General features: G+C 72.3%; 22 protein-coding genes. 9 read left to right on the forward strand and 13 right to left on the reverse strand.

Annotated elements, in window-relative coordinates:
* Positions 1-50: 50 nt before the first annotated feature.
* The 3 genes from WMF26_RS32635 to WMF26_RS32645 all read right to left on the reverse strand — a co-directional run bounded on the left by WMF26_RS32635 (position 51) and on the right by WMF26_RS32645 (position 2,120).
* Positions 51-338 carry a hypothetical protein gene (locus tag WMF26_RS32635; protein WP_437995906.1) on the reverse strand — a complete coding sequence of 96 codons (288 nt, stop codon included), beginning with the start codon at positions 336-338 and terminating at the stop codon, positions 51-53.
* 108 nt (positions 339-446) lie between these two features.
* Positions 447-1,508: a DNA polymerase III subunit delta gene (gene holA, locus WMF26_RS32640; protein WP_437995907.1), complete on the reverse strand. Its 1,062-nt coding sequence runs from the start codon at positions 1,506-1,508 to the stop codon at positions 447-449.
* A gap of 96 nt (positions 1,509-1,604) precedes the next feature.
* Positions 1,605-2,120, reverse strand: a complete 516-nt coding sequence (locus tag WMF26_RS32645; protein ID WP_437995908.1) for a hypothetical protein — start codon at positions 2,118-2,120, stop codon at positions 1,605-1,607.
* Between the two features lie 150 nt (positions 2,121-2,270).
* On the opposite strand from WMF26_RS32645, the gene WMF26_RS32650 reads away from it, so the two are divergent.
* Positions 2,271-3,560 (forward strand): SLC13 family permease, encoded by a 1,290-nt coding sequence (locus WMF26_RS32650; protein WP_437995909.1) that lies wholly within the window; start codon positions 2,271-2,273, stop codon positions 3,558-3,560.
* Positions 3,561-4,081: 521 nt separating this feature from the next.
* Positions 4,082-4,843 (forward strand): SDR family oxidoreductase, encoded by a 762-nt coding sequence (locus WMF26_RS32655; RefSeq protein ID WP_437995910.1) that lies wholly within the window; start codon positions 4,082-4,084, stop codon positions 4,841-4,843.
* A 42-nt stretch (positions 4,844-4,885) separates the two neighbouring features.
* Here the strand turns inward: WMF26_RS32655 and WMF26_RS32660 are convergent, their stop codons facing one another.
* Positions 4,886-5,428, reverse strand: coding sequence for an ArsR/SmtB family transcription factor (locus WMF26_RS32660; RefSeq protein WP_437995911.1), 543 nt, complete (start codon positions 5,426-5,428; stop codon positions 4,886-4,888).
* On the opposite strand from WMF26_RS32660, the gene WMF26_RS32665 reads away from it, so the two are divergent.
* Positions 5,418-6,059 carry a glutathione S-transferase family protein gene (locus WMF26_RS32665; protein WP_437995912.1) on the forward strand — a complete coding sequence of 214 codons (642 nt, stop codon included), beginning with the start codon at positions 5,418-5,420 and terminating at the stop codon, positions 6,057-6,059. The two genes, WMF26_RS32660 and WMF26_RS32665, sit on opposite strands and share 11 nt — an antisense overlap.
* Positions 6,060-6,154: 95 nt before the next feature.
* Here WMF26_RS32665 and WMF26_RS32670 read toward each other — a convergent pair whose 3' ends face one another.
* The 3 genes from WMF26_RS32670 to WMF26_RS32680 all read right to left on the reverse strand — a co-directional run bounded on the left by WMF26_RS32670 (position 6,155) and on the right by WMF26_RS32680 (position 9,427).
* Positions 6,155-6,937 carry a hypothetical protein gene (locus tag WMF26_RS32670; RefSeq protein WP_437995913.1) on the reverse strand — a complete coding sequence of 261 codons (783 nt, stop codon included), beginning with the start codon at positions 6,935-6,937 and terminating at the stop codon, positions 6,155-6,157.
* Between the two features lie 282 nt (positions 6,938-7,219).
* Positions 7,220-8,062 (reverse strand): CPBP family glutamic-type intramembrane protease, encoded by an 843-nt coding sequence (locus tag WMF26_RS32675; RefSeq protein ID WP_437995914.1) that lies wholly within the window; start codon positions 8,060-8,062, stop codon positions 7,220-7,222.
* A 114-nt stretch (positions 8,063-8,176) separates the two neighbouring features.
* Positions 8,177-9,427 (reverse strand): NAD(P)H-dependent flavin oxidoreductase, encoded by a 1,251-nt coding sequence (locus WMF26_RS32680; RefSeq protein ID WP_437995915.1) that lies wholly within the window; start codon positions 9,425-9,427, stop codon positions 8,177-8,179.
* A 169-nt stretch (positions 9,428-9,596) separates the two neighbouring features.
* Between WMF26_RS32680 and WMF26_RS32685 the strand changes: the two genes are divergently transcribed.
* The gene (locus WMF26_RS32685; RefSeq protein ID WP_437995916.1) at positions 9,597-10,424 is read left to right on the forward strand and encodes a hypothetical protein; all 828 of its coding nucleotides are present in this window, start codon (positions 9,597-9,599) and stop codon (positions 10,422-10,424) included.
* Between the two features lie 109 nt (positions 10,425-10,533).
* Here WMF26_RS32685 and WMF26_RS32690 read toward each other — a convergent pair whose 3' ends face one another.
* The 5 genes from WMF26_RS32690 to WMF26_RS32710 all read right to left on the reverse strand — a co-directional run bounded on the left by WMF26_RS32690 (position 10,534) and on the right by WMF26_RS32710 (position 17,364).
* Positions 10,534-11,484, reverse strand: a complete 951-nt coding sequence (locus WMF26_RS32690; RefSeq protein WP_437995917.1) for an OmpA family protein — start codon at positions 11,482-11,484, stop codon at positions 10,534-10,536.
* 17 nt (positions 11,485-11,501) lie between these two features.
* Complete coding sequence (locus tag WMF26_RS32695; RefSeq protein ID WP_437995918.1) at positions 11,502-11,903, reverse strand: DUF4398 domain-containing protein; 402 nt, start codon at positions 11,901-11,903, stop codon at positions 11,502-11,504.
* Positions 11,904-12,048: 145 nt separating this feature from the next.
* A complete protein-coding gene (locus WMF26_RS32700; protein WP_437995919.1) occupies positions 12,049-13,971 on the reverse strand; it encodes a DEAD/DEAH box helicase in 1,923 nt (640 codons plus the stop codon).
* Positions 13,972-14,115: 144 nt separating this feature from the next.
* Positions 14,116-16,035, reverse strand: a complete 1,920-nt coding sequence (locus WMF26_RS32705; protein WP_437995920.1) for a glycoside hydrolase family 9 protein — start codon at positions 16,033-16,035, stop codon at positions 14,116-14,118.
* 429 nt (positions 16,036-16,464) lie between these two features.
* Positions 16,465-17,364: a 1,4-dihydroxy-2-naphthoyl-CoA synthase gene (locus tag WMF26_RS32710; protein WP_061629811.1), complete on the reverse strand. Its 900-nt coding sequence runs from the start codon at positions 17,362-17,364 to the stop codon at positions 16,465-16,467.
* A 352-nt stretch (positions 17,365-17,716) separates the two neighbouring features.
* On the opposite strand from WMF26_RS32710, the gene WMF26_RS32715 reads away from it, so the two are divergent.
* From WMF26_RS32715 to WMF26_RS32735, 5 genes are all read left to right on the forward strand, one after another.
* Positions 17,717-18,889 carry a PAS domain S-box protein gene (locus tag WMF26_RS32715; RefSeq protein WP_437995921.1) on the forward strand — a complete coding sequence of 391 codons (1,173 nt, stop codon included), beginning with the start codon at positions 17,717-17,719 and terminating at the stop codon, positions 18,887-18,889.
* Positions 18,890-19,410: 521 nt separating this feature from the next.
* The gene (locus WMF26_RS32720) at positions 19,411-20,229 is read left to right on the forward strand and encodes a fibrinogen-like YCDxxxxGGGW domain-containing protein (protein ID WP_437995922.1); all 819 of its coding nucleotides are present in this window, start codon (positions 19,411-19,413) and stop codon (positions 20,227-20,229) included.
* Between the two features lie 70 nt (positions 20,230-20,299).
* The gene (locus WMF26_RS32725; RefSeq protein WP_437995923.1) at positions 20,300-20,821 is read left to right on the forward strand and encodes a hypothetical protein; all 522 of its coding nucleotides are present in this window, start codon (positions 20,300-20,302) and stop codon (positions 20,819-20,821) included.
* 26 nt (positions 20,822-20,847) lie between these two features.
* On the forward strand, positions 20,848-21,483 hold the full coding sequence (locus tag WMF26_RS32730) for a hypothetical protein (protein WP_437995924.1): 636 nt from the start codon (positions 20,848-20,850) through the stop codon (positions 21,481-21,483).
* Positions 21,484-21,573: 90 nt separating this feature from the next.
* Positions 21,574-23,661 carry a protein kinase domain-containing protein gene (locus WMF26_RS32735; RefSeq protein WP_437995925.1) on the forward strand — a complete coding sequence of 696 codons (2,088 nt, stop codon included), beginning with the start codon at positions 21,574-21,576 and terminating at the stop codon, positions 23,659-23,661.
* Between the two features lie 85 nt (positions 23,662-23,746).
* Here the strand turns inward: WMF26_RS32735 and WMF26_RS32740 are convergent, their stop codons facing one another.
* Positions 23,747-24,658, reverse strand: coding sequence for a hypothetical protein (locus WMF26_RS32740; protein WP_437995926.1), 912 nt, complete (start codon positions 24,656-24,658; stop codon positions 23,747-23,749).
* Positions 24,659-24,798 lie beyond the last annotated feature (140 nt).

A 24,798-nucleotide genomic window follows, 5' to 3' on the forward strand; every position in this document is an offset into this window, starting at 1 on the left:
GAGGACGGCGACAAGCAGCGCGGGTGCAGGTGATCTGAAGAGGCGGGAGATCAACGAATCCGAACAGAACCGAGCTCGATCGCAGCCAGGAACCCCATCGGGTCACGGGTAGGGCTCACGATCCCGCCCCAGAGGTCGATCGTGCCGCTGAGCCGGCCCGCCACCATCAGCACGCCGGACGCGGTGAAGGCCAGGGCGTGGATCGAGCCGCGGTCATGGTCCAACGTCCGGCTCCAGATCCTCCGACCCTCACCGTCGAGCAGCTCGATGGAATCGTAGTCTCCGCTGGTGATGTTCGTGGTGGCGTAGGCGACGTTACCGGCGTGATCGGTCGCCATGGCGATCACTGTGTTGGCGCCGAGCAGTTTCCTCCAGAGCAGCTCGCCGCGGGGATCGTACTTGTATAGGCCGAGCGTGGGATTGCTCTCCTCCGCCGCGGCCCCCGCTCAGCGCGCGCACATCTCGATCAGCATCGTCTCCAGCACCGCCTGCGCCGGGCGGCGGCTGCTCTTCAGCGCCAGGTCGGCCTCGGCGAGCAGGCGCATCCAGCCGCCGAGGGCGCCCTTCGGGAGCTGGCGGATGGTCTGCGCCACATCGTTCACCTTGTAGGGGGCCACGCCCGCGCGCTGGGCCGCCTCGGCCTGGCTCGCGCCCCCGGCGAGCGCCGACTCGAACTTCACCATCTGGCGGACCGACCACGACACCGCGCCGAGCAGGCGCAGCCCCCCGTCGCGCGGGTCGTACGCGTCCGCGAGCGCCGCGAGCGCGCGATCGAGCCGGCGCCGCCCGAGCGCGTCGATGAGCTCCCAGACCGTGCTCTGCCGGACCCGGATGACCACCTGCGCGATCGCGTCCTCGGTGATCGGCTGCTTCGGCCCGACGTACAGCGAGAGCCGCTCGATCGCGTCCACGACGTAGCCGAGCTCCGGCCCGGCGAGCTCGGCGAGCTGGTCGGCCACGTCGCTCGAGATCGGGTTGCCCTTCTCGCGGGCCATCGACGTGATGAAGCCGGGCAGGGCGCGGCGGTTCAAGGGCTCGCACGAGACGAGGAAGTCGCCCTTCTTCGCCGACGTGACGAGGCGGCGCTGGCCGTGGAGCTTCGCCGCCACGAGCACGAGGACCGCGCTCGGCGACGGCGCCTTGGCGTACTCGGCGAGCGCGTCGAGCGGGCTCGCCTGCTTCGACGCGCTCCGTTTGCCTCCCGCACCTCCCGCACCGCCGCGCTCGTCGTCCCCGTCGTCGCCGTCGGCGTCGTCCTTCTTCTCCCAGCGCTCGACGCCGCGGACGAGCACGAACCGGCGCGGGGCCATCATCGGGAGCATCCGCGCGGCGCCGAGGATCGACTCGACGGGCGCGTCCCCCGCGGTGAACTTGTCCTCGTTGAACCCGGCGATGCCCCCCTTGGCCGCCGCTTCCCGGATCGCGCTCACCACGCGATCGACCAGCCAGCGCTCCTCCCCCATCACGAGGTAGACCGGGCGAAGCGCGCCGCTGGTCGCTTCCTTCAAGGCTTGGTCGGGCGTCACCGCTCCGGCATCGGGCGTTCAGGCGGGTGCGTCAAGGGCGACGCGCGCGGCCCCCTGCCCCGGCGGGCCCGGCCCCCGTCACGGCAGCGAGAACGGGACGTCCACGCGCACGCTCGCGCCGGGCGGCTCGACCGCCACCGGCGGGAGCGCGGTGGCCAGGCAGGCCGTCACGTCGGGGCGCGACGCCTCGCGGTCCTCGATGATGCCGCGCGCGATCTGCCGGCCCTGGGCGTCGAACGTCAAATTGAAGACGTACTTCACCTCGCGCGGCGCCGGCCGCGCCGCGATCGCCGGCTTGTAGCAGCGCTCGACCAGCGCCGGGCGGCGCGCCTCGAGCGCCCGCGCGGCCTGCCTCGCGACCTCCTCGCGCGGCACGGCCGGCGCGCGCTGCGCCGCCGCCGCGCGCTCTCCCGACGCGCGCTCCGCCGCCCCGGCGGGCGGCGCCGGCTCGCCCCGGTGCGAGGCGTCGCCCGCGGCGGCGCGCGGATCCGGGGCGACGGCGGCCGGGCCGTGGCGCAGGCCGAGGTAGACCGCGGCGGCGATCATGGCGCTGCCGAGGAGGATCGCGGTGGGGGTCGAGAGCTGTCTGCTCATGCCTTGGCGTTGCCACGGAGCCCGGGAGAGCGCCCCGCCCGCGCGCCGCTCCGCGGCCACCGCTGCTTAGCCGGAATGCAGGCCGGCGGCGAGCGCGGCCCGCGCCGCTCCGTTTGACACGCGCGCGTCCGGCCGCTCTGATGCCGCGCCGTGTGGTCCGTCCTGCTCGTATTCGCCGCGACGTACATCCTCATCGCCGCGCGGCGCCTGTCGATCTTGCCCATCGGGCGCCCGGCCGGCGCGCTCGCGGGCGCGTGCGCCATGGTCTTCCTGAGCGCCATCGAGCCCGGCGCCGGCCTGACGCCGCATGAGGCGTTCTCGGCGGTCGAGCCGAACACCATCGGCCTGCTGCTCGGCATGATGCTGCTCTCGGCGTCGCTCGACCTGGCGGGGGTGTTCGAGCGCGCCGCCGCGTGGGTCGCGCGGCGAAACCTCTCGCCGGTCCGCCTGCTCTACCTGGTCACGCTGGGCGCCGGGCTCGCCTCCGCGGTGCTGCTGAACGACTCGGTGTGCGTGATGCTGGCGCCGCTCGTCGACCGGACCGCACGGCGCGCGGGGCTCGATCGGGTGCCGTACCTGCTCGCGCTCGCGATGGGCGCCAACGCCGGCAGCGCGCTCACGCTCGCCGGCAACCCGCAGAACATGCTCGTGGGTCACCTGTCCGGCATCTCGTACCGCGCGTACCTGCTGGAGGCCGGCCCGGCCGCGCTGATCGGGCTCGCCGTCACGGCCGTGACGCTGCACCTCCTGCTCCGGCGCCGCATCGCGGTGCAGGCCCCCGCATCCGCGACGCCCGCCCCCGCATCCGCGACGCCCGCCCCCGCATCCGCATCCGCGGCGCCCACGCCGGCGGGGGACGCCCGGCCGAGCGCCCTCGTGCCGCTCGCGTGCATCGCGGTCGTGTCGGTGCTGTTCGTGCTGGGCGCGAACCTGGCGTGGGCGGCGATCGGCGGGGCGACCGCGGCGATCCTCCTGCACCGGCGGGACGCGACCGGCCTGTTCGACCGGGTCTCGTGGACCGTGCTCGTGTTCTTCGGCGCCCTCTTCATCGTCGTGGCGGGCCTCCAGAAGACCGGCATGCCCGAGCAGGCGCTGCGCGCCGCGAGCCCCTACCTCCCCGCGGGGCCGACGATGGGCGTGCTCGGGCTGGGCATCGCGATGCTCGTCGGGTGCCAGATCGTCTCCAACGTCCCCTTCATCCTGCTCGCGGAGTCGTACATCCGCAGCCAGCCCGATCCGCACCTCGCCTGGATCGCGACCGCCGTCGTGTCCACCCTCGCCGGCAACCTCACCCTGCTCGGCTCGGTGGCGAACATCATCGTCGTGGAGACCGTGGGCGCCGAGCGCGAGATCGGCTTTCGCTCCTACGCCAAGGTCGGTGTCCCGGTGACCCTGGCCTCGACCGCCGCGGCGCTCCTCTGGCTCCTCCTCGTGCGCTGAGCCGGACCGCGGTCGTGCCGACGAAGCGCCGTGTCAATCGCAGCCCGCATGCTCCCGCGGCCGCTGGAGGCGATGCCGCACCGCAGCGCGGCCGAGTCGACGCCGCTCGCGCGGCCGGCGCCGCACGTCGAGCCAGGCATGGATCAGCGTGATCCCCACGGCCGCACAGAACACCGGCCCCATGGCGAGCATCACGAGAGGGCGCAGGGCTTGTCGCATCGTTCGTGGTTTCATGTGTCCCAGCGTACGATGCTCAGAGGTCGATCAGTAGCGCATTGCGTTGAAAAACTTCACTTCTACGGTGAGAAGATTCACATTGCGACGCAGCAGCACGACAGGGTGACGGAAAAATCTTGTATTGCTGGACCCCAGTCGATACCACCTGCGGCGACCGATCCTGGCCCACTGCGCGCGGCGAGCGGCTCCGCGCGGGAGGGAGGCTCCCGGAGGCGCGCTTGCGCGGCCGATCTCCTTCGCGGCGCCGGGCGATCCGCGGTCACGCATCCCCTGGAGAGGCCTGAATGGTGCACGATCTATCGAAACGAGTAGCCCTGATCACCGGCGCTTCCCGCGGCCTCGGGGCGGCCATCGCCCGCCGGCTCGCGGCCGCCGGGGCGCGGGTGGCGGTGAACTACTTCGCCGGCCGCGACGGGGCGGAGCGCGTGGTCGAGGACATCCGCCGGGGCGGCGGCGAGGCCGAGGCGTTCCAGGCCGACGTGCGCGACGAGCGGGAGGTCCCCCGCCTCGTGGACGAGGTGCAGGCGCGCCTCGGCCCGATCGAGGTGCTCGTGCTGAACGCGACGGGCCCGCAGCCGCACGTGACCATCGACGAGCTGACGTGGCAGCACTGCCTCGATCAGCTCGAGTTCTTCGTGAAGAGCCCGGTCCTCCTCGCGCGGGCGGTGGTCCCCGGGATGAAGGAGCGCCGCGCGGGCCGCATCATCCAGATCGGGTCCGAGGTCTTCGAGCAGGGCGTCCCCGCGTTCTCCAACTACGTCTCGGCCAAGGGCGCGCAGCTCGGCCTCACGCGCTCGTGGGCGGTGGAGCTCGGTCCGCACGGGATCACCGTCAACCTGGTGGCGCCCGGCTGGGTCCCGGTCGAGCGCCACCTCAGCGAGGGCGCGAGCCAGGCGACCATGGAGGGCTACGCGGCGGGCAACCCGCTCCGGCGCCTGGGCACGCCGGACGAGATCGGCGACGCCGTGGTCTTCCTCGCGTCCGACGCCGCCAGGTTCATCACGGGCCAGAAGCTCTCCGTGAACGGCGGCAGGACCCTGGCCTGACCGGCCCGGGCGGCCCGCGGCCGAGGGCCCGGAGCGCCGCCCTCAATGCCGCTTCTTGCGCTCCGCTTCCTCGACGGCCGCGGCGTGGAAGGCGCCGAGGACATCGTCCCAGAAGCTCTCGACATACGCCCGCAGCGCGCTGAGCCCCTCGCGGTCGACCTCGTAGAAGTTGTGGCGACCGCGCTTGTGGCACCGGAGCAGCCCGGCGTCCTCCAGCACGCGGAGGTGCTGCGACACCGCGGGGCGGCTCACGCTCACCGTCTTGGCGATGTCTCCCACGGAGAGCGGCTGTGCGCGCACCCGCTCGAGAATCTGCCGGCGCGTCGGATCTGCGAGTGCCGCCAGCACCGCACCGACCGGATCCATGGAGCCAGCATGCGCAGGCGCAGAGGCAGCCGCAAGAACGATCTTCCGCTTGACCGGACCCCTCGAACCGGTAAGTATTGGCTTACGCGATACGGCGCGCGGGGTTCGGCCGCGCGCTGGCGCGAACCGCCGGAGGCGCGGCGAGGGGGCGCTCCATGCCTGCTCGCGCCGCGCGTCTGCGCCCCAGCCTCTCGTCAAAGGAGCCGTCATGTCGCGCATGATCGTCTATGGCACCCCTGGCTCGACCTACACCTGGAGCGCGGAGATCGCGCTGGTCGAGAAGAAGATCCCCTATGAGCTCGTCGAGGTCGCCTTCGGCGCGCACCTATTGCCGCCGCACCGGGAGCGGCATCCGTTCGCGAAGGTGCCCGTGCTCGAGCACGACGGCTTCAGGGTGTACGAGACGCAGGCGATCCTCCGGTATCTCGATCAGGTGGTCCCCTCCCCGCCGCTCCAGCCGAGCGACCCGCGCGACGCGGCGCGGATGAACCAGGCGATCGGCATCGTCGACTGGTATTTCTGGAGGGCCGCGGGCCCCGGCATCGTGGGCCAGCGGCTGTTCGCGGCGGCGCGCGGCCTCGCGCCGGACGAGGCCGTCGTGCAGGCGGCGGTCCCGGTCGTGCGGACGAGCCTCTCCGAGCTCGATCGCTTCCTCGGAGACCGGCAGTTCCTGGCGGGCGACCGGCTGACGCTGGCGGACATCATGGTCCTGCCGATCGTGCGCTATCTCCAGCTGACCCCGGAGGCGTCGCTCTTCGAGCCCCACCCGCGCCTGCGCGCGTGGTGCGAGCGCCTCCGTTCCTGCGAGAGCGTCAAAGAGACCGAGCCGCAGCTCTCGCGGGATCGCTGAGCGAGCTCCGCGCCGCCCGGGCTCATCTCGCGCTCTGCCCGGCGGCGGCCCCCGAGGGAGGCGAGGCCCGCCGGCCGCGCGAAACGTGAGCGGGTCTAAGGGGCCAGGAACACCGTCACGGCGGCCTGCTGCATCTTGCCGGAGGGATCCCTGCACTTGTCGTAAGCGCCGTCGCTGAGCTCGCTGCCGCAGACGTCATCGCACTCCCCGAGCACCTCGATGGGGGAGCAGGCCCGGATGGACGGCCCGCACACCCGCGGGATCTGCGACGCGCCGGGCGCGACGCAGGCGTGGAGCTTCTGGGGGGTCGCGAAGATGTCTCCGAAATAGGCGCCCTCGCGCTTGGTGTATCCCTCGCGCTCCTCCCTCGTGCTGGCGAGCGCCTTGTCCTTCCCCCGGATCGAGATCCGGACGGTCTCGCCGAGGTAGTTGACCCGGGAGATGACGCACGCGGACACCCAGGACTTGCAGCTCTCGCCGCACGCGCCGCCGGGCTTGCCCCACTCGGGCGCGAGGCCCGTCGAGCCCTCGAAGGCGTAGTCGACGCCCTGGATGTTCAGGCGGATGGCCTGCCCCTTGGGGAGCGCGCAGCCCACGATGGTGGACAGCTGCTGGCGGCCCAGCGGATCCGAGAGCGCAGCCATGACAGACCCGTTGAAGGTCAGACCGTTGTACGTCAGGGCGTTGGAGGTCAGACCGTTGTACGTCAGCCCGTTGAACGTGAGCCCGTTGAACGTCAGCCCATTCCCCATGATCGCGGCCTGCTCGTCCGCGTCGACCGGCTCCTCGGCCGTATCCTCCGGGAGGACGGCACAGCCAAGTTGCACGAGGGAAGCCGCGGCGGCGACGACGAGGGCAAGGAGGGGCGACTTTGTCATGGTCCTTAACAATTGCCCGTCCCCGGCGCATGTTCAAATTTTTCTTTCCGTAAATAAACGGTGCTGCTGGACGGCGCTGGCTCGGTCGCGCAGGCCGCCAGCCGCGGTGAGCGGCCGAAGTGAGCACCGCGTGGCCGGACGCCGGGCAGCCTCGTCACGCGGCGCGGGTGAGCGGGGAACAGGCCTCGCCGGCCTCGGAGTCGAGCGCTCCATCCCGATCGAGCCGCACGAGCCGCGCTCGACGCGGCGCCGCCTCGGAGGCGAATCGAGGCGCGCGCGGGGTCATAGAAGCCCTTGATGCCACAGGGAGAGCAGGTCCATCGACGTCGCGACGGCGACGTGGATCGCGCAGCCGCCCCAGATGGAGTCGCTCTTCAGGCTCACGGTGCCGAGGATGAACCCGGCGAGCACCGAGCCGAGCGCCTCGGGCAGCGGCTTGCCGAAGTGGATCATCGCATAAGGCACCATCATGGCGAAGATCGAGGAATAGCCGAGCGCGCGGCGGACGCCGTGGATGAAGAAGCCGCGGTAGAAGAACTCGAGCGCGACGAACTGCGCGGCATAAAGGGCCTCCCACGCCCAGAACCACGGCCAGAGGTCCTCGCCGCGCGCGAGCTTGTAATAGGGGTACTTCGCCTGGAACGCGGGCGAGAGCGACGCGACGTAGAGGACCGGCGCCATGACCGCGAAGAACAAGGCATAGATGGACATGTGCCGCGCCGTCCCGCGGACGCGCAGGCCGAGGGTCCGGATCGGCACGCCCAGCACGAAGCGCGCGACGAGGAGGGTCGGGAGCAGGTAACCAGTGAGGCGGCCGACCGCCCAGACGATCCGCTGGTGAAAGCGGCGGTCCGGGGAGGTGTTCAGCGCGTCGTGGAGCCGCGCCGCGGCGTCCTCGAGGCCGACGGCGCGCAGGCCATCCACCATCCAGCGCGTGTCGTTCTCGTTGCCGGCGAACCGGACGAAGATGAGCACGCCGATCACGGTGAGAAACACGCTCACCATGCGGCGGGTGACCTCGCCCGCGGGGGTCTCGGCCCGGTGGAGCGCCGCCTCGGCGTCGAGCCGATCGCGCAGGTCGATGACGTACTCCTGCCAGATCCCGCGGAAAAAACGTCCGATCACGCGCCGTGCCTTATCACCGCGGGCGCCCCCGGCACAATCGAGAAGGCCTGCGCCCGAGCCCGCACGGCGCTCCGGCCGGGCCGCTTTGCTGCCCGTCAGTCGTCCAACGCACGATCAGTCGTCATCGTCCGCGTCGCCTCCCGACGGCGCGGCGCCGAGCACGCCGGCGTCGAGCACGCCGGTCGGGCGCACGTCGAGGATGGCCTGCGCCTCGGTCATCATCTCCGCCACGATCTCGGCTGCTGGCTTGACGCTGGCGATGGACAGGACGCTCTCCGAGCCGGCGGGCATATCCATCTCCTCGAGGTCGCCCACCGTGTCCGGCGTGGGCACGAACGCGCTGAATTTCGGCATCTCGTACGGGACGTCCAGGACCCCGGGAAACAGCACCGTGGTGCCGATCGTGGCCGGCGGGGGCGGCGGATCCGGGATCCGCGGCTCTCTCCCGGCCCACTGCCGCACGACGCGATTCCGCAGGACGCGCTGGCGCTGGCCCGGCCACTCCGGGCCGAAGAAGGTCTGTACCGCCGTGGCCCCGGCGCCCGCCGCGACGAGGCGAGCCTTGTAGTCGGGATGGGCGTAGGCCTCCGTGGAGGCCACCAGCCGCGTGCCGACGACAACGCCGTCGGCGCCGTCCCGCAGCGCCCGCACGACGCCGGCCCCGTCCGCGATCCCGCCCGCCGCGAGGAGCAGCGCCGGCTTCACGTCCCTGCGGATGGCATCGACGAGGGGCTTCGTCTTCACCGTGGCCCGCGCGTGCCCGCCGGCCTGCGACCCCTGCGCGATGATCCCGTCGGCGCCGACCGCGACGGCGTCGCGAGCGGCCGCGACCGAGCCCACCTGGACCCAGACCTTCGCGCCCGCCGCGTGGAGCGCGTCGACCCAGGCGACCTCCGGCGCGTTCCAGTGGAAGACCACGAGCCGCACCGCCTCGGCGACGCAGACATCGATGTGATCCCGCGTGACGAACGCGCCCGCGGGCCCGGTCGCGACGATGAAATCCACGCCGAACACGCCCGCCGTGAGCGCCTTGGTCGCCCGGATCCGCGCCTCGACGACGGAAGGCGGCTCGGTCGCCGACCCCAGCACGCCGATCCCACCCGCGTTCGAGACCGCCGCGACCAGCGGAGGAAGGCTGACGAACGCCATGCCGGCGCTGACGAGCGGAAACGGAACACCGTAATCCACGGTGAGCCGGGTCCGGAGCGAGAGCGCCGGCCCCGCGCGCAATCCGTCCGACAGCGCCTCACCGTCCTCCTCAGGCCCGCGCCCCGCATCGCCCAGCACGCAGCCCGGGCCCAGGGCCAGACCGAGCCCGCTCAGCCCCAGGAGATCCAGAAACGTACGTCGATCGAGCTTGTGCACCGATTCCTCCGTGTCTTGCGTCCTGCGCGTCGCCCACGCCCACCCAGAACCACCTCGGCCGACGGCCGCAGGGCCCCTCAGCGCTCCTCAAAGCAGCTGGCGACGCACCGGACGTTCCGTTTTCGGTATGTGTTTTGCATTCTTACGGGCTCTCGGAGAAAGCCAGCCCATGAAAATCGTTCAGCAGCACATTGTGCGCCATCAGGAGCAGTTCAGCGACCACCCCTTCTTTGCACGCCTCGCGACGGATCCGCCGTTCGAGCGGCTCGCGCCTTTCCCGGTCTGTCTGACATTCTTCGTGATGACATTTCAGGACATCCTGCGCATCTGCGATGAGCGCGCGACGGAGCCGGGATACAAGTCCATGGTGCACCGCCATCGCCTCGAAGACGCGGGGCACGACCGCTGGTTCCTCGGCGATCTGGCGGCGCTCGGCCTCGAGCCTCCCGCGGCGGCCGAGCTGTTCGGCGAGCGTCATCGCGCCGCGCGGAACGCGAGCCTCACGCTGCTCTCGGAGGCGCTCCGCGCGCGCCACGACGCGTGCCGGCTCACCCTGCTCCTGACGCTGGAGTCGGCGGGACACGTCTTCTTCGAGCGCGTCGCGCGCTACCTGGAGCGTATCGGCGAGCAGCGCCGCCTGCGCTACTTCTCCCAGACACACCTCGACGTGGAGAAGGCCCACGACGTGTTCGAGGAAGACACCGACGCTCGCATCGAGGCCATCTCCCTCGACCAGGAGACGCGGACCGAGGCGCTGCAGTTGATCGACCGGTGCTACCGGGAGCTCACGGGGATGTTCGACGCGATCGAGGCGCAGATCGCGGCCGGCGCGGCGCGCCCCGCGCTCGCCCCGTCGAGGCCTCGATCGGCGCGAGAGGCGGCGCGAGAGGCGGCGCGAGGGGCGGCGCGAGGGGCGGCGCCCCGCGTCGTGAGGACGCCCGTGATGAGGCCGTTCGCGCAGCGCGCTCCCCGGGGCGACGGGGGCAGCCCCGGATGACCGGCGCCGCGCCGTCGCTCGCCGTGAGGTGGTGATCGGAGAGAGGCAGGGAGGCGGGAGGAGTCGATGGATGCTCTCCCCGCCTCCCCGCGCGCCCCCCCCGGCGGCGTCACTGCGCCGAGGTGGGATTGACGATGATCTCGACGCGCCGGTTGTTGGCGCGGCCCTCGGCGCTCGCGTTGTCCGCCACCGGGCGATCCGGCCCGTGGCCGACGGTCGCGATCTTGTCGGCCGGCAGACCCACGCTGACGAGGTGGGCCTTCACGGAGTCGGCGCGCGCGAGCGAGAGCTTGCGGTTCGCCTGGGCGGAGCCGGTCGAGTCGGTGTGCCCCTCGATCCGCAGCGGCGGCGACCCCTGATCCTTCAGGGTGGTCGCGACCTGGTTGAGCTTCTCCTTGGCGATCGGGAGGAGCTCGGACTTGCCCGAGGCGAAGAGCACCGCGCCGGAGAGCGTGATGACCACGCCGCGCTTCTCCTCCTTCACCGCGGCGATCTCCTTGAGGCTCGCGAGCGCCGCGTTCGCGACGCGCTCGGCCTCCCGCCGCGCCGCCTCGGCCTCCTGCCGGGCCTTCTCGGCCTCGGTCCGCGCGCTCTCGGCCTGGAGCCGCGCGCTCTCGGCCTGCGCGCGCGCCTGGCGCTCGCGCTCGATCTGCTGCTGGCCGCTCTGCAGCGCGTCCTTCGCGGTGGCGAGCTGCTGCTGCGAGAGCTCCTTGAAATCTTCCTCGGCCGCGGCCTTGTCGCGCTGCGCCTGCTGCAGCGCCGCCGCCGCCTCGGCCTCGCGCGCCTTGCGATCGGCGATGTACGCGAGGTCGCGCGTCTGCTGGGCCTCGGGGTCCTCGTTGAACGCGCCCTCGGCGCGGGAGAGCGCCTGCTTCGCGGTGTCGAGCTGGGCGGGCGCGAGGCTCGCCGCGGCGCCCTGGGCCGCGCGCTTGTAGCTGGTGCGGGCGTCGACGAGCTCCTTCGGCGGCATCGCCGCGCTGCACCCCGTGGCCGCGACGAGCGCGGCGCACAGCGCGAGGGACCAGCCCCGCGACGACACGTTGTTCACGAAAGAAGCCATCTCCTTCACCTCTCGCTTCACTGGACCCCCGCCTCTTGCAGCTTCTCGACCTGCTTCAGCGCCTCCTGCGCCTGGGCCTGCGTGGCGCGCGCCTTGGCGATGGCCAGCGCGAGCTCGGCGTCGGCCTCGGCGCGCTCGAGGAGCCGCAGGGCGGACTCGTTCTCCTCGGCCTCGATCAGCTTCTTGGCCTTCTCGAGCTGCTCGCGGGCGAGCTTCAGGTGGAGGGTGGCCTGGGGGTCGGTCTCGGCGCCCACCTCGTCGGCCGCGCGGATGGCGGCCTGAGATTCGGCGAGCTGGTCGTTCGGCGGCGGCAGGGAGCCGCCGCAACCGGCGACGGCGAGGCCGAGCAATGCAGCGAGCGCCGCAACCGGGCTCGCGAGACGGCGTAGGGCTGGCTTGTTGTTCGGGCGTCGGTTCACCCGGCCTTTGTACATCACCTGAGGTCGTCGAGAAATCAGGAAACCCCTGCACTTGCTGGCGATCGTCGCCGCAGGGCGCGAGCGCGATCGATCGCGGCGCGGCGGCGCGCGCCGGAGGCGCTCGGCGAAACGCTCGGCGACGCGGCTAGTCGACGCGCATCGAGCTCGCACGGACGATCCGGATCCGCGCGTCGCGCGCGTCGGGCTGGTTGACCGCGCGCGCGAAATCGGGCGCGGCGGGGGAGGCCACCTCGACGACCGACGCGGTGGAGCCGATCCGGATCGCGCCGATCTGACGGCTCGAGACGCCGCCGCGGCGGCACACGAGGGCGAGCAGGCGCCGGGGATCGGCGCCGTGGCGCTCCCCCCAGTTGACCTGGAAGGGCACGAACGGGAGCCGCGGGGGCTGCTCGCCGTCGCCGCGGCGGGGCGCGGGGCGGCCGCGCGGCGGCGCACCGGACCAGGGCGCCTCGGCGGAACGGCCGCGCCCCGGCGCACCGGACCAGGGCGCCTCGGCGGAACGGCCACGCGACGGCGCGCCGGACCACGGCGGCGCCGCGGGGCGGCCGCGCGGCGGGGGCTCGGACCGCGGCGGCGCGACGGGGGTGACCGGCTGCGGAGCGCAGGGGCCGGTGTGCTTCGCCCGCGCGAGCAGGGCCGCGACGAGCTCGGTCGCGTCCATGTCCGCGAGCAGCCGCGCCGCGAGCTGCTGGAGCCGCGCGTCGGGCGCGGGGCAAAACGCCTCACGGGGCTCCCGTGCGCCCGGCGCGGGGACCGGCGCCTCGCTCGCCCCCTCCGCGGCCGCCTCGACGGCCGCGTCGGCCGCGCCGCCGCGGCGCGCCCCGGCGAGCTCGGCCGCGAGCCGCTCGTCGGCGGCGCGCAGCACGTCCTCGGGCGACGGGGCGGGCCGGAACGTGGCCTCGACGCGCGCGCGCCGGAGCAGCCTCAGCGCGTGCTCGCGCGAAGGCGGCGTGACGAGCAGCACGCTCGTCCCCTTGCGGCCCGCCCGCCCGGTGCGGCCGCTCCGGTGCGTGAAGACCTCGGGGTCGCCCGGGGGGTCGGCGTGGATGACGCGCCCGACCTCGGGCACGTCGATGCCGCGCGCGGCCACGTCGGTCGCGACGAGGGTGGTGACGGCGCCCGAGCGGAACGCGTCGAGCGTGCGCGTGCGCTCGCGCTGCTCGAGGTCGCCGCTCAGGGCCCGCGCGGGCAGGCCGAGCGCGGTGAGCTTGTCGGCGAGCTCGGCGGCGCCCTCGCGCGTGCGCACGAAGACGAGGGTGCGCTCGCCGGGCGCGAGGAGCAGCAGGTTGACGAGCGCGGCGTCGCGCTCCGCCGGCAGCACGAGGTGGGCGACGTGCGCGATGTCGACGTTGGCCGCGCCGGGGCGCGTGCCCTCGACGCTCGCCGGATCGCGCTGGAAGCGGTCGGCGAGCGCGCGGACCTCGCGCGAGAAGGTGGCCGAGACGAGGTGGGTCCGGCGGTCCTCGGGCATCTTGCCGACGATCGCCTCGAGGTCGTCGCGGAAGCCGAGATCGAGCATCTGGTCCGCCTCGTCGAGCACGAGGTCGAGGACGCCGCGCGGATCGAGGGTCCCGCGCTCGAGGTGGTCGAGCAGGCGCCCGGGCGTGCCGGCGATGACGAGCGGGTCGCGGCGCAGCGCGCGCGCCTCGGCGCCGAAGCTGGTGCCGCCGGTGACGCACGCGACGCGCGCGCCGAGGGGCGACAGGAGCCAGCCGAGCTCGCCGGCGATCTGCGCGGCGAGCTCGCGCGTCGGGGCGATGATCACCGCGGCCGGGGCCGCCGCGATCCGGGGAGCGGCGTCGGGCGCGGCCGCGGCGTCGGGCGCGGCCGCGCGCCCGGCGAGGGCGCGCTCGAGGCGGGGGGCGAGCGCGAGGCCGATGGCCACGGTCTTCCCGGAGCCGGTCTGCGACGAGATGCGGAGATCGCGCCCGGCGAGCTCGGGCGCGAGGACGGCGTGTTGAACGGGGGTGAGGGAGGTGAAGCCGCGGCGGGCGAGCGCGCCCGCGAGCGGCGCGGGCAAGGCGTCGTGCAATGAGTCTGGATTCATGAAAGCCGCGCAACCTAGCAGAACCTGGACGGTTGTCGCGGCCAATCGCCCGGCGGGCCGCCGGTGGGCTGCCGGCGCCCCCGGGGGGAGCCGCGCCGCGCGTCACGCGATCACGCGATCACGCGAGCGCGCGGCGCTCTGGGGTCACTGGGCGGTCTTGGCCTTCTCGTCGAGCCAGGCCACCGTCCACGCGAACGGGCTGTTCCAGTTGATGGTGATCTCGTTGACCGACCACGCCCCGATGTCGTCGAGGTAGCACCTTTGCGGGGCGCACTTCGCGCGCTCGGCCGTCTCGTCGAGCGCCGCTTGCGCCACCTCATCCTCCAGCCCCGAGTTCGGCCCGCCGGAGACCGCGCCGGGCGGAGCCGACGGGTACTCGGGGTCGACCTGGGCCGCCCAGAAGCGATGATGCGGGTTCTCGAGCGGGTTCTCGCCGTAGCCGGAGACGTAGGACTTGTCCATCGGGTTGCGCCCGAGGAGGTAGTCCGCGCCCGACGCCACGCCGTCGAAGTACTTCTGCTCGCCGGTGAAGTCGTGGGCCAGGGCCAGGACCAGCATGTTGTTGAGCACGAACGAGTTGGAGCCCCAGGGGTAGCCACCCGCGCCCACCGTGAAGGGCACCCGGTACCCCTCCGTCGCGACGGCCTCGAGGTACTTGTCGGCGATGGCGATCAGCTGGGTGCGGGCCGCCTCGCGCTCCGCCGCGGCGTGCTGGGCCTCGACCACGGCGAGCGAGATGGCGCCCAGCCCGTCGACCTGGCCCCAGGTCATGGCGCTGAACGTGCCGTCCACGCCGATGAGTTCCTTGCTGTAGTCCGACGCCGCGAGCTCGGCCTTGTACGCGGCGTCGCCCGTGGTGAGGAACAGCTCGGCGGCCGCCCAGTAGAACTCGTCGCCCAGGTTGCTGTCGCCGTAGGCGCCGCCACCCGCAACCATCCCCTCGTTCGGGAGGGTGACCTTCGGGTTCGCCTTCGCCGCGGTCCACGCCCGCGTCGCGGCCTCGAGGCACTTCGCCGAGAACGTGGGGTCGAGCTCCTTCCAGATGCGCGCGGCCTGGGCCGCGGTCGCGGCCAGGTTGAGCGTCGCCGCCGTGCTGACCGGGCGCAGGAAGCGCGGCTGCGTATCCTCGTGCGGCGCCAGCGGCAGGCCGGTCCACGCGAGGTCGTGGATCTTGTGGTGCACCATGCCCGCGTTGGTCTCGCCCTGGGGCACCTGCATCTTGAGCATGAAATCGATCTCCCACCGGGCCTCGTCGAGGAGGTCGGGGATCCGGTTCCCGTTCTCGGGGATCTTCAGCTTGCCGTCGGCGAAATCCCCCGCCGTGGTCCCGAGCGCGACGAACCGCTCGTACTGGTTCAGCAGCGTCCAGGCGGAGATACCGCCGTTGACCACGTACTTGCCGTGATCGCCGGCGTCGTACCACCCGCCCGTGACGTCGAGCGTGTACGAGCAGCCGATGCCGTCGGCGCAGGGCGCCTCATCCGGCTTGTGCCCCGCCGGGCGCGCGTGGTCCGGGCCGACGTACTGCTCGAGGATCTCGATGCCGGAGCGGTTGTGATAGAAGTACGCGAGCGCGTCGTACTTCATCTGGGAATAGATGGTCGGGCTCACGTCGAACGGGTGGCTCGTCACGGTCCCGACGCGGAGCTTGTAGCCCTCGCCGACGGTGGTGAAATCGCTGAAGTCGATGGTGTGCACGTGCTCGCCGGAGGCGGCGTCGTCGCCCACGACGCGGGTCGCCCCGCTGTCGACCACGGAGCCGGCCGCGTCGACGAGCTCCCACGCGTGCGGCTTGTCGGCCGCGGCCACGACCGTCGCGACCTTGGCGGCGGCCGGCAGGTACCCGACCTGATTGACGCGGATCAGCTCCGAACCGGAAGGCGGCACCGTCTCGACCGGCGCCTCGCCGCCCGCGCCGCCCCCGCCCGAGGCCCCCACGCCGCCCTCGCCGCCCGCGCCGCCCGCGCCGCCCGCGCCGCCCGAGGCCCCCGCGCCGCCCGAACCGTTGTTCGCGCCGTTCGAGGAGCCGTCGTCGCCGCAGCCAACCGCGGTGAGGCCGCCCACGAGCGCCAGGAGTAGCGACCCTCCCAGGGACAGCCATGAACGCTTCCAACCAGCCGACCTACCAGCACAAAGCATGATGAGCATCTCCGGAAGAAGAAGAAGTTGAGGGCCGCGCAGCAGTGAACGATGCGAACGTCACGTCACGGCGCGGCAGCGACACCATTGATGGATACGGTGTGATTGTCAAGCGCAGATAGGCGCCCCTCGCGCCGTACGATCACCCGACCTCGTTGACTCGAGATCACGCATCGCGGCGTCGCGAACATGCCGCATCCGTGCGTCCACGATGCAATTTTACAGGTCGGATCCTGCCTGTGGGTTTGTGGAAACGGCGCCCGGCCGCCCGGTTCCGCATCAATTTTTCTTCATGTTTGAGAGGACTTACGGGAGTCCGCCGGGGCCCCGGGGAGAGCGCGCGGCGCGGCGCCGTCAGTAGTGCCAGGGAAAGCGCTTGAAATCGGGACGGCGCTTGTCTAGAAAAGCATCCCGCCCCTCCTGCGCCTCCTCCGTGCCGTAGGCGAGCCGCGTCGCCTCGCCGGCGAAGAGCTGCTGTCCAACGAGCCCCTCGTCAGGCAGGTTGAAGCCGTACTTCAGCATCCGCATCGCGGTCGGGCTCTTCGAGTTGATGATCGCCCCCCAGCGGAGCGCCTCCTCCTCGAGCTCGGCGTGGGGCACCACGGCGTTGACCATCCCCATCGCCGCCGCCTGCTCCGCCGTGTAATCGAGCCCCAGAAAGAAGATCTCCCGCGCCTTCTTCTGCCCGACCTGCCGCGCGAGCAGCGCCGAGCCATAACCGCTGTCGAAGCTCGCCACGTCCGGGTCCGTCTGCTTGAACATCGCGTGCTCGCGGCTCGCCAGCGTCATGTCGCAGACGACGTGGAGGCTGTGGCCGCCGCCCGCCGCCCAGCCGGGCACCACGGCGATGACGACCTTCGGCATGAACCGGATGAGCCGCTGCACCTCGAGGATGTGGAGCCGGCCGAGCCGCGCCGGATCGGCCTGCCCCGCGCTCTCGCCCTCGTACTTGTAACCGTCCTTCCCGCGGATGCGCTGATCGCCGCCGGAGCAGAACGCCCAGCCGCCGTCCTTCGGAGAAGGCCCGTTGCCGGTGATCAGCACACAACCCACGTCGGAGGTCGTGCGCGCGTGCTCGAGCGCGGTGTACAGCTCATCGACCGTGCGGGGACGAAAGGCATTGCGCACCTCCGGCCGGTTGAACGCGATACGCACGGTGCCCTGATCGACGGCGCGGTGATAGGTGAGATCCTCGAACGAGAAGCCCTCGACCTCACGCCAGCGCGCCGGGTTGAAAATCGCAGAGACGGTCATGGTCCACTCCTTGTGGCGCGGACCCTACCCGCCTCATCATGGCCTTGCAACCTCGCTCACACTGACAGCGGACGCCGCCCAGGGGCGAGCACGCACACCAGGCTCCGGCCGCTTCCGGCGGCTTCCCGGCGACGCCGCGGAGCCCGCGAAACACTCTTGACATAAAAGTCGATCTCGTGGACAAGCAAGCTCCGAAGCATGGGTGGGCTCGACCTCCCGCCGTGTGGACGCGGGCGCTCGCGCGCTCCGGCCGGACGGCGGAGGGGCTCGCCTGCGCCGGCACAGGGGAGTCGAGCGGAGCGGCCGGACGCGACGAGGAGCGCGCCGCGCCCGCACAGGGGAGGACATCGGCTTGAGCCACGAAAAGTTGTTCGAGGTCGCTTCAGGGCTCCTGGCTACGGCGGACGCACGCGGCCATTTCCACGATCTGAACCCCGCCTGGGAGCGGACCCTCGGCTGGTCGCTCGATGAGCTCAGGGCGAAGCCGTACATCGAGTTCGTCCACCCGGGCGACCGGGAGGCCACGCTCGCGGAGACCAACGCCCTCTTCAACGGTCGCACGACATCGCGGTTCGACAACCGCTATCTGTGCAAGGACGGGTCGTACCGCTGGCTCGGCTGGGCCGCCCGCGTGGACATGGCCGAGCCCGCCGAAGCGCGCCTCATCTATGCCACGGCGCTCGACGTGACGAACGACCGGGAGCAGGCGGCTCGGTTCGAGCAGGTGGCGCAGCTCGCAAAGGTGTACGAGCGGCTGTTCCAGGTCTCGGTGGGCCTGCTCGTGACCCTGGACGCCGAGGGGTACTTCCGGCACGCCAACCCGGCCTGGGAGCGCACCCTGGGGTGGACGCCCGAGGACATGACGTCGAGGCCGTTCATCGAGTTCGTCCACCCCGAGGACCGCGAGGCCACGCTCGCCGAGGCCGCCGCCCTCTTCCAGGGCCGCACGACCATCCGGTTCGACAACCGCTACGAGTGCAAGGACGGCTCCTACAAGTGGCTCGCGTGGACCGCGCACCTCGACGCGGCCGATGACCCGGCGAACCGCCTCGTCTATGGCACCGCCCACGACGTCACGTCGTACCGGGAGCTGCTCGGCGAGTTCGAGCGGACGCTCGCGCGGCTCCGCGACTCGATGCAGGCGATGTCGACGCCGCTCATCCCGATCACCGATCGCATCGTGGTCATGCCGCTCGTGGGGCAGATGGACACGGAGCGCGTCAGCCAGGTGATGGCCGTCGCGCTCGATGGAGTCCAGTCCAGCCAGGCCCAGATGGTCATCCTCGACGTGACGGGGCTCAAGGAGATCGACACGCGGGTCGCCTCCGCCCTCGTCGACACCGCGAGGGCGCTGCAGCTGCTCGGCGCACGGACCATCCTGACCGGCATCCGGCCGGCGGTGGCGCAGACGCTCGTCGGGCTCGGGCTCGACCTGGCGGGCCTCATCACGAAGAGCACCCTCCAGAGCGCCATCTCGTTCGCGCTGCAAAGCGGGCAGACCCCGGCCCGGGCCCTCTCCCCCTGACCGTGGCGCGCCGGCGCCGCGGCCACGCCGCGCCGGCGCCGCGGCCACGCCGCGCCGGCGCCGTGCGCCACGCCGCGCCGGCGCCGTGCGCCACGCCGCGCCGGCGCCGCGCGCCACGCCGCGCCGGCGCCGCGCGCCACGCCGCGCCGGCGCCGTGCGCCACGCCGGCGCCGCCCCGGTCGTGCTCGGTCGTTGGGCGGGGCGAGGCGGCTGGTGTATAAGGCAGCGTGGCGCGCGCTCGGTCCTCTCAAGAGTCCCCCCAACACCGCACGGTGCTCGGCCAACGTCCGGTCGCAGGCGCCTGCTGCGCGGCCGTCGTGTGGCTGGCCGCCGCGCCGGCCTGCACGACGAAGGTGCGGAGGTTCGGGGAGGACGGCGCCGGAGGGGGCGCGGGCGGCGCCACGGCGAGCGCCGGCGAGGGCGGCGCGACGGCGAGCGGCGGCGGCGCCTCGGCGAGCAGCGGCGGCGGGCCGTGCGATCCCGGAACCCAGAACGGCTGTTACAGCGGAGAGCCCGACACGATGAACCGCGGCGTCTGCCGCGGCGGCGTGAGGACCTGCGACGAGGACGGGAAGGGATACGGCCCCTGCGCCGGAGAGGTGCTGCCGGCGTCCGAGCGCTGCGACACCGCCGAGGACGAGGACTGCGACGGTGTGATCAACCAGGGGTGCACCTACGCCCGGTGCGCCGACGTTCCCCGCGGCCAGCCGAGCGGCGTGGTCCTCCTCGATCTGGACGGGGCCGGCCCAGAGCCGGAGCTCCCCGTCTACTGCGATCTGACGACGGACGGCGGCGGCTGGGCGCTCGTCTACAACAGCGTCGGCTCCGACGCGGGAGCGACGCTCCCTTTCTGGAACATCCCTTACGCCGAGCGGCTCGGGACCCGGGGAGAGCCGGCGATCTCGCAGAACTATTACCGAGGCTCGCTCTACTTCGTCGGTCGAGAGTACCGCGACGAGATCGAGGATATCGAGGGGACCGTCAAGACGGTCATGCGCGCGACCGCCGAAGGCATCGACTCGGCGACCATGAAGCTCCTCCGCCCCGAGCACGTCTCCGGGAACGCCGACATCTACGTCTCGCAGTTCCTCTCCGGGTGGTCGTCCCAGGACCGCGACGTCGACCCCGACCCGGGGAACTGCGCGCTCCAGAACCAGAACGTCACCCAGCACTACGCGCAGTGCTGGGAATACAACCTCGGCGCGGACGGGGACGAGCCGCGGGACGACGGCGGCTGGGGCCCCCACCTCGGGACCCACCTCGCGGAGCGGCTCGGGCTCGCCAGCGACGACACACGATTTACACGCGTTCGGCGAATCTCTCGCTGGACGCGGTGGTGAGCGGACCTCGGGGCGCACCTCCGCGGATTTGGTGACAATTTCCGGGCGGCTCGAGTATGCTGCCCCGGCCATGCGCTTCTATGCACTGTGTTTGCTCATGCTCTTCGCGGGCCTCTGCCTGGCGAGCTGCTGGAACAGCGGCGCCTGCGTCGAGGGAGAGGCGTGCGAGTGCTTCAACGGAGACGATTGCTACCTCGGCTGCGACGGTGACTTCTGCGACCAGCGCTGCTTCCAGATGGTCCACTGCGGCGCCGTCTGCGAGCACGGGTGCTCGTTCGAGTGCTTCGACGTCAACGACTGCTCGGCCTCGTGCGGCGACGACTGCGATCTCAACTGCCATAACACCGCGTCGTGCGGCGCCATCTGCGACCGCGGCTGCCGGTACGAGTGCCACGACACGAGCCGGTGCGGCGTCAGCGTCGGGTCGAGCAGCGTCGTGACCTGCCGGAACGTGGGGACCTGCGAGATCGAGTGCCGGGGCTCGTGCCATGTGTTCTGCGAGAACGTGAGCGGCGAGTGCCGCGTCCGCTGCCCCGACGGCGAGGCCGCGGTCAGCTGCCCGGACCGCTCGCTCGCGTGCGGCGGATGCTGAGGAGACGGAGATCCATGCAGAGAGCGATGACATCGCAGCTTCGCGCGCCGCGCCTCCTGGCCGCCGCGCTCTCGTTCGCGGCGCTGACCGTCGGGTGGGCCGGGGTCGGGGAAGCGCAGATGACGATCAAGCGCCCCGGGGATCGCCCGGATTACAAGGTCGAGCTCGAGCCGCACCTGCTCTTCGCGCCGTTCGAGCCGCTGGGCCCGGGCGTCGGTACGGGCGTCGGCGCGGGCTTCCGCGCCACCATCGATATCGTGCCCGACGGCTTCATCAAGCGCATCAACGACTCGGTGGGGCTCGGCTTCGGCATCGACGGCCTCCACTACGCGGGCAACGGGAATTATCGCGGCGACTGCAGGCGCTTCGAGAACGGGCCCGCGGGCACGCGCATCTGCACCGAGGTCGACGCGTACGGGGACGCGTCGAACTACGTGTTCGGCTCGGTCGTGATGCAGTGGAACTTCTGGCTTCACCGGCGGTGGTCGGTCTTCGGCGAGCCGGGGCTGTCGTTCTATCTGGGCGACCTCGGGCGCGACCCGTACCCCGGGGTCTCACCGGTGGTGTTCATCGGAGGGCGCTTTCACTTCACCGAGAACGTGACGCTCACGATGCGCCTCGGGTATCCCGCGTTCTCGCTCGGCGTGTCGTTCCTCCTGTGAGGTGCGTCGCCGGGAGGCGCGCGCGCCCGCGCCCCTCCCGGCGCTGCGCACCTTCCCCGCGGCGCCGGCCGACCTGATATCCTGCGCCGCATGCCGGAGACGCCGCGATCCGAAGAGCCGCTCGGCTCGGCCGAAGAGCCGCTCGGCTCGGCCGAAGAGCCGCTCGGCTCGGCCTACATCGAGGAGCTCGCGGTGCCGAAGGTCGGAGCGCCGGCCGCTGCGCCGCTGGAGGAGCTCTCGAGCTCGGCGCTCGCCGAGGACATCGAGGCGGCGGCCGCCGCCGGCGCCGCGGGCGGCGACGCGCTGGTCGGGAGCCTGATCTCGGGGCGGTACCGCGTCGACGCGCTCATCGGGGAGGGCGGGATGGGCGCCGTCTACCGCGGCGAGCAGGTGCACCTGCGCAAGCGGGTCGCCATCAAGGTGCTCAGGCCGCTCGCCCGGCGGATGCCGGAGCTCGTGGCCCGGTTCGAGCGCGAGGCCGTCGCGGGCGCCCACATCCGGCACCCGAACGTGGTCGCGGCCATCGACTTCGGTCAGCTGGACGACGCGTCGTTCTTCCTCGTCCTCGAGTACGTCGAGGGCACGCCGCTCAAGGACGTGATCGCCGAGGGGCGGCTGCCGCCCGCGCGGGCGCTCCGCATCGCGCGCCAGCTCGCGTCGGCGCTCTCGGCGACGCACGAGAAGGGCATCGTCCACCGCGACGTGAAGCCGCTGAACGTCCTGCTCGACGCGCACGATCAGGTCCGGCTCATCGATTTCGGGCTGGCGAAGGTGGATGTCGATCTCCTGTCCAGCCAGAGCCGGAAGACGGCGGGCCCGACCCCGGCCCTGACGAACGCGGGCGAGGTGTTCGGCACGCTCGCGTACCTGGCGCCGGAGGCGCTGCGCGGGATGGATGCGGTGGACGCGCGCGCGGACCTGTATGCGCTCGGGCTCGTGCTCTACGAGATGCTCACAGGACACCACCCCTTCGACACGAAGAACATCGTGGCGCGGCTCAAGCAGCAGGGCGCGGCGGGGCCGCCGGCCCTCAGCCTGCGCGCGCCGGATCTGGTCGTGCCCTACGAGGTCGAGCAGGCCGTGGCGCGGCTCATGGAGCACGACGCGTCGTTCCGCTACCAGACGGCGGCCGATGCGGTCGCGGCGCTCGACGAGGCGCTGGCGGCGATCGCGCGGGCGGCGGTCGGGAGCGGCGCGCAGGGGGCGCACGCCGCGCAGGCGACGCAGGCCGCGCAGGCGACGCAGGCCGCGCAGGGGGCGCACGCCGCGCAGGGGGCGCACGCCGGGCCGGGAGCGCAACCCGCGCCGCGAGCGCCAGCTGCGCAGGAGGCGCCGGCGACGCAGCCTGCGCAAGGCGCCCCCAAGGCGGCGCCGCCGGCCTGGTCAGGCCCCCGGAAGACCCTGCTCGCCCACGCGCACCGCCGGCCCGCGCCCTCGGCGCGGTGGGTGCCCCTCGCGGTGGCGCTGGCGACCGCGGCGGCGCTCCCGATCGGCGTCGCGCTCTGGCTCGTCCTCCGGCAGCCCAGGCCAGCCGCGGAGGCGCCCGCGGCCGCCGCCGTGGTCACCCCGCCCGCGCCGACAGCGCCGCCGCCGGCAGCGCCGGCCAGCGCGCCGCCCGAGGAGGACGACCGGGGCGCCGCCGGGCTGCGCGCGCAGCTCGGCAAGGCGGTGGCGATCAGGAACTGGGTGCTCGGCGCGCAGTCGCTGCTGGGCCTGGCCGAGGCCGACCCGGAGCTCGTCCTGAGCCGGGGCCTGCGCGAAGAGGTCCTCTCCACGGTGGCGGGCATCGCGTTCGAGGAGGACAACCCGGCGGCGGACCAGGTCTTCGACCTGCTCACGAACCGGCTCGGCACCGGCGGGCTGGACGTGCTGCTCGACGTCGTGCGCGCCCGGGGGGGCACGAAGGCGGCCCGGCGCGCCAGCGAGATCCTGGCGAGGCCCGAGGTGATGGCGCGCGCGACCCCCGCGCTCCGCGTCACGTTCGCGTTCCGCAAGGCCACGTGCAACGGCAAGCGGGCGCTGTTCGGCCGCGCCGCGGCCGAGGGGGACGAGCGCACGCTCTTCGAGCTCCAGGTGCTGCACGGCGCCCGGTGCAGGCGGAACGACCCGTGCTGCTTCCGCGAGGACAAGGCGATCGCCGACGCCATCCAGCAGCTGAAGGCGCGCCTCGGGACGTGACGAGGTGCGTGGCCGCGCGGGCAGGCCGCGCGCTACACCCGCCGGCCAGCGCGCGGCGAGCTCCCCTGCCGCCCGCCGGCGCCGGTCAGAGCAGGCCGCACCCTGGGTAGAGCGGGAGGAGATCCGCGTCGCGTAGCTGGGTCCGGATGGTCTCCGCGTAGCTTGGTCCGAGGATGGGCCCGAGGATCGGCCCGAGCAGCGGCCCGAGCAGCGGGAGCGTGTTGCACGTCTTGTTGCCGGCGGTGTCCGCCGTGCAGGCCAGGTTGCAGAGCCCGACGAAGGCGATCCCGCACGTCGGCACATGACCGCAGAGCCTGTCCAGCTCGAGGAGGTTGAGATCGAGCGGGCAGCTCAGCGATATCCTCGAGAGCTCCCCCGTCAGATCGGGATCGATGCAGGCGAACCCGGCAATGGGCCCGGGGAGGAAGGCGTTTCCGAACATCGTGGCGTCCCGCACGAAGAAATCGAGAAAGGGCGCCTCGTCCGGGGAGCACGCGAGGGCCGGATGGCCGCCCCTCAGCAGGATATCCACATGCGCGCCGGAGCCGTTCAGGTGCTGAAAGATGCACGCCGAAACCCAGCGCTGCTCCGAGAGGTTGAGCGCACGACCTGTCCAGGCCGGCGCAAAGCCAAAGGAGCCGTAATACGGATCGCCGTTCGGTGCGTGGACGACCTGACCCTCGGACAGCGCGCAACGTATCGTATAGTCGAGCACGCTCCTCCCGCCCTCGGTGCCGAGCAGCGACGTCGCGGCCAGGACGCCGCCGACGACGAGCGGAGCGCCGCCGAGCGCCCGGAACGCCGCGCGGTTCTCCTGCGCCCAGAAGTGGGCGGGAGCCAGGCCGTTCGCGCCGATGGGCGCCACCGTGCGGCGCCCCAGCGGCGCCTCCGCCGTCTCGGCCGTTTCGACCGGATCGACATCGGATGGTCCGATGCACCCCGCCGTGAGCACACAGGCGCCAAGGACACCAACTGCGACGAAGCGAATCGAGGACATTCCGCTTTCCTCCTGGGTCATTACAGCGTCAGACATAAGACTACAAGCGCTGTTTTCTTAATCCCACACTGTTTCATTTTCCAGGAAGACGCGCAATACTGAAAACTGGTATACACTGCGTGCACGGATAGCCGTGCTCG

This window comes from Sorangium sp. So ce185 (assembly GCF_051526825.1).
GTDB lineage: Bacteria > Myxococcota_A > Polyangia > Polyangiales > Polyangiaceae > Sorangium > Sorangium cellulosum_D.

Bases quoted from the DNA above. Each gene is read 5' to 3' on its own strand.
- WMF26_RS32685 (WP_437995916.1), top strand. From the start codon at position 9,597: ATGAAAATCGTTCAGCAGCACATTGTGCGCCATCAGGAGCAGTTCAGC.
- WMF26_RS32645 (WP_437995908.1), bottom strand. From the start codon at position 2,120: ATGAGCAGACAGCTCTCGACCCCCACCGCGATCCTCCTCGGCAGCGCC.
- WMF26_RS32710 (WP_061629811.1), bottom strand. From the start codon at position 17,364: ATGACCGTCTCTGCGATTTTCAACCCGGCGCGCTGGCGTGAGGTCGAG.
- WMF26_RS32730 (WP_437995924.1), top strand. From the start codon at position 20,848: ATGACATCGCAGCTTCGCGCGCCGCGCCTCCTGGCCGCCGCGCTCTCG.
- WMF26_RS32670 (WP_437995913.1), bottom strand. From the start codon at position 6,937: ATGACAAAGTCGCCCCTCCTTGCCCTCGTCGTCGCCGCCGCGGCTTCC.
- WMF26_RS32740 (WP_437995926.1), bottom strand. From the start codon at position 24,658: ATGTCCTCGATTCGCTTCGTCGCAGTTGGTGTCCTTGGCGCCTGTGTG.
- WMF26_RS32725 (WP_437995923.1), top strand. From the start codon at position 20,300: ATGCGCTTCTATGCACTGTGTTTGCTCATGCTCTTCGCGGGCCTCTGC.
- WMF26_RS32665 (WP_437995912.1), top strand. From the start codon at position 5,418: ATGTCGCGCATGATCGTCTATGGCACCCCTGGCTCGACCTACACCTGG.
- WMF26_RS32720 (WP_437995922.1), top strand. From the start codon at position 19,411: ATGAACCGCGGCGTCTGCCGCGGCGGCGTGAGGACCTGCGACGAGGAC.
- WMF26_RS32690 (WP_437995917.1), bottom strand. From the start codon at position 11,484: ATGGCTTCTTTCGTGAACAACGTGTCGTCGCGGGGCTGGTCCCTCGCG.
- WMF26_RS32735 (WP_437995925.1), top strand. From the start codon at position 21,574: ATGCCGGAGACGCCGCGATCCGAAGAGCCGCTCGGCTCGGCCGAAGAG.
- WMF26_RS32655 (WP_437995910.1), top strand. From the start codon at position 4,082: ATGGTGCACGATCTATCGAAACGAGTAGCCCTGATCACCGGCGCTTCC.
- WMF26_RS32635 (WP_437995906.1), bottom strand. From the start codon at position 338: ATGGCGACCGATCACGCCGGTAACGTCGCCTACGCCACCACGAACATC.
- WMF26_RS32700 (WP_437995919.1), bottom strand. From the start codon at position 13,971: ATGAATCCAGACTCATTGCACGACGCCTTGCCCGCGCCGCTCGCGGGC.
- WMF26_RS32660 (WP_437995911.1), bottom strand. From the start codon at position 5,428: ATGCGCGACATGACGGCTCCTTTGACGAGAGGCTGGGGCGCAGACGCG.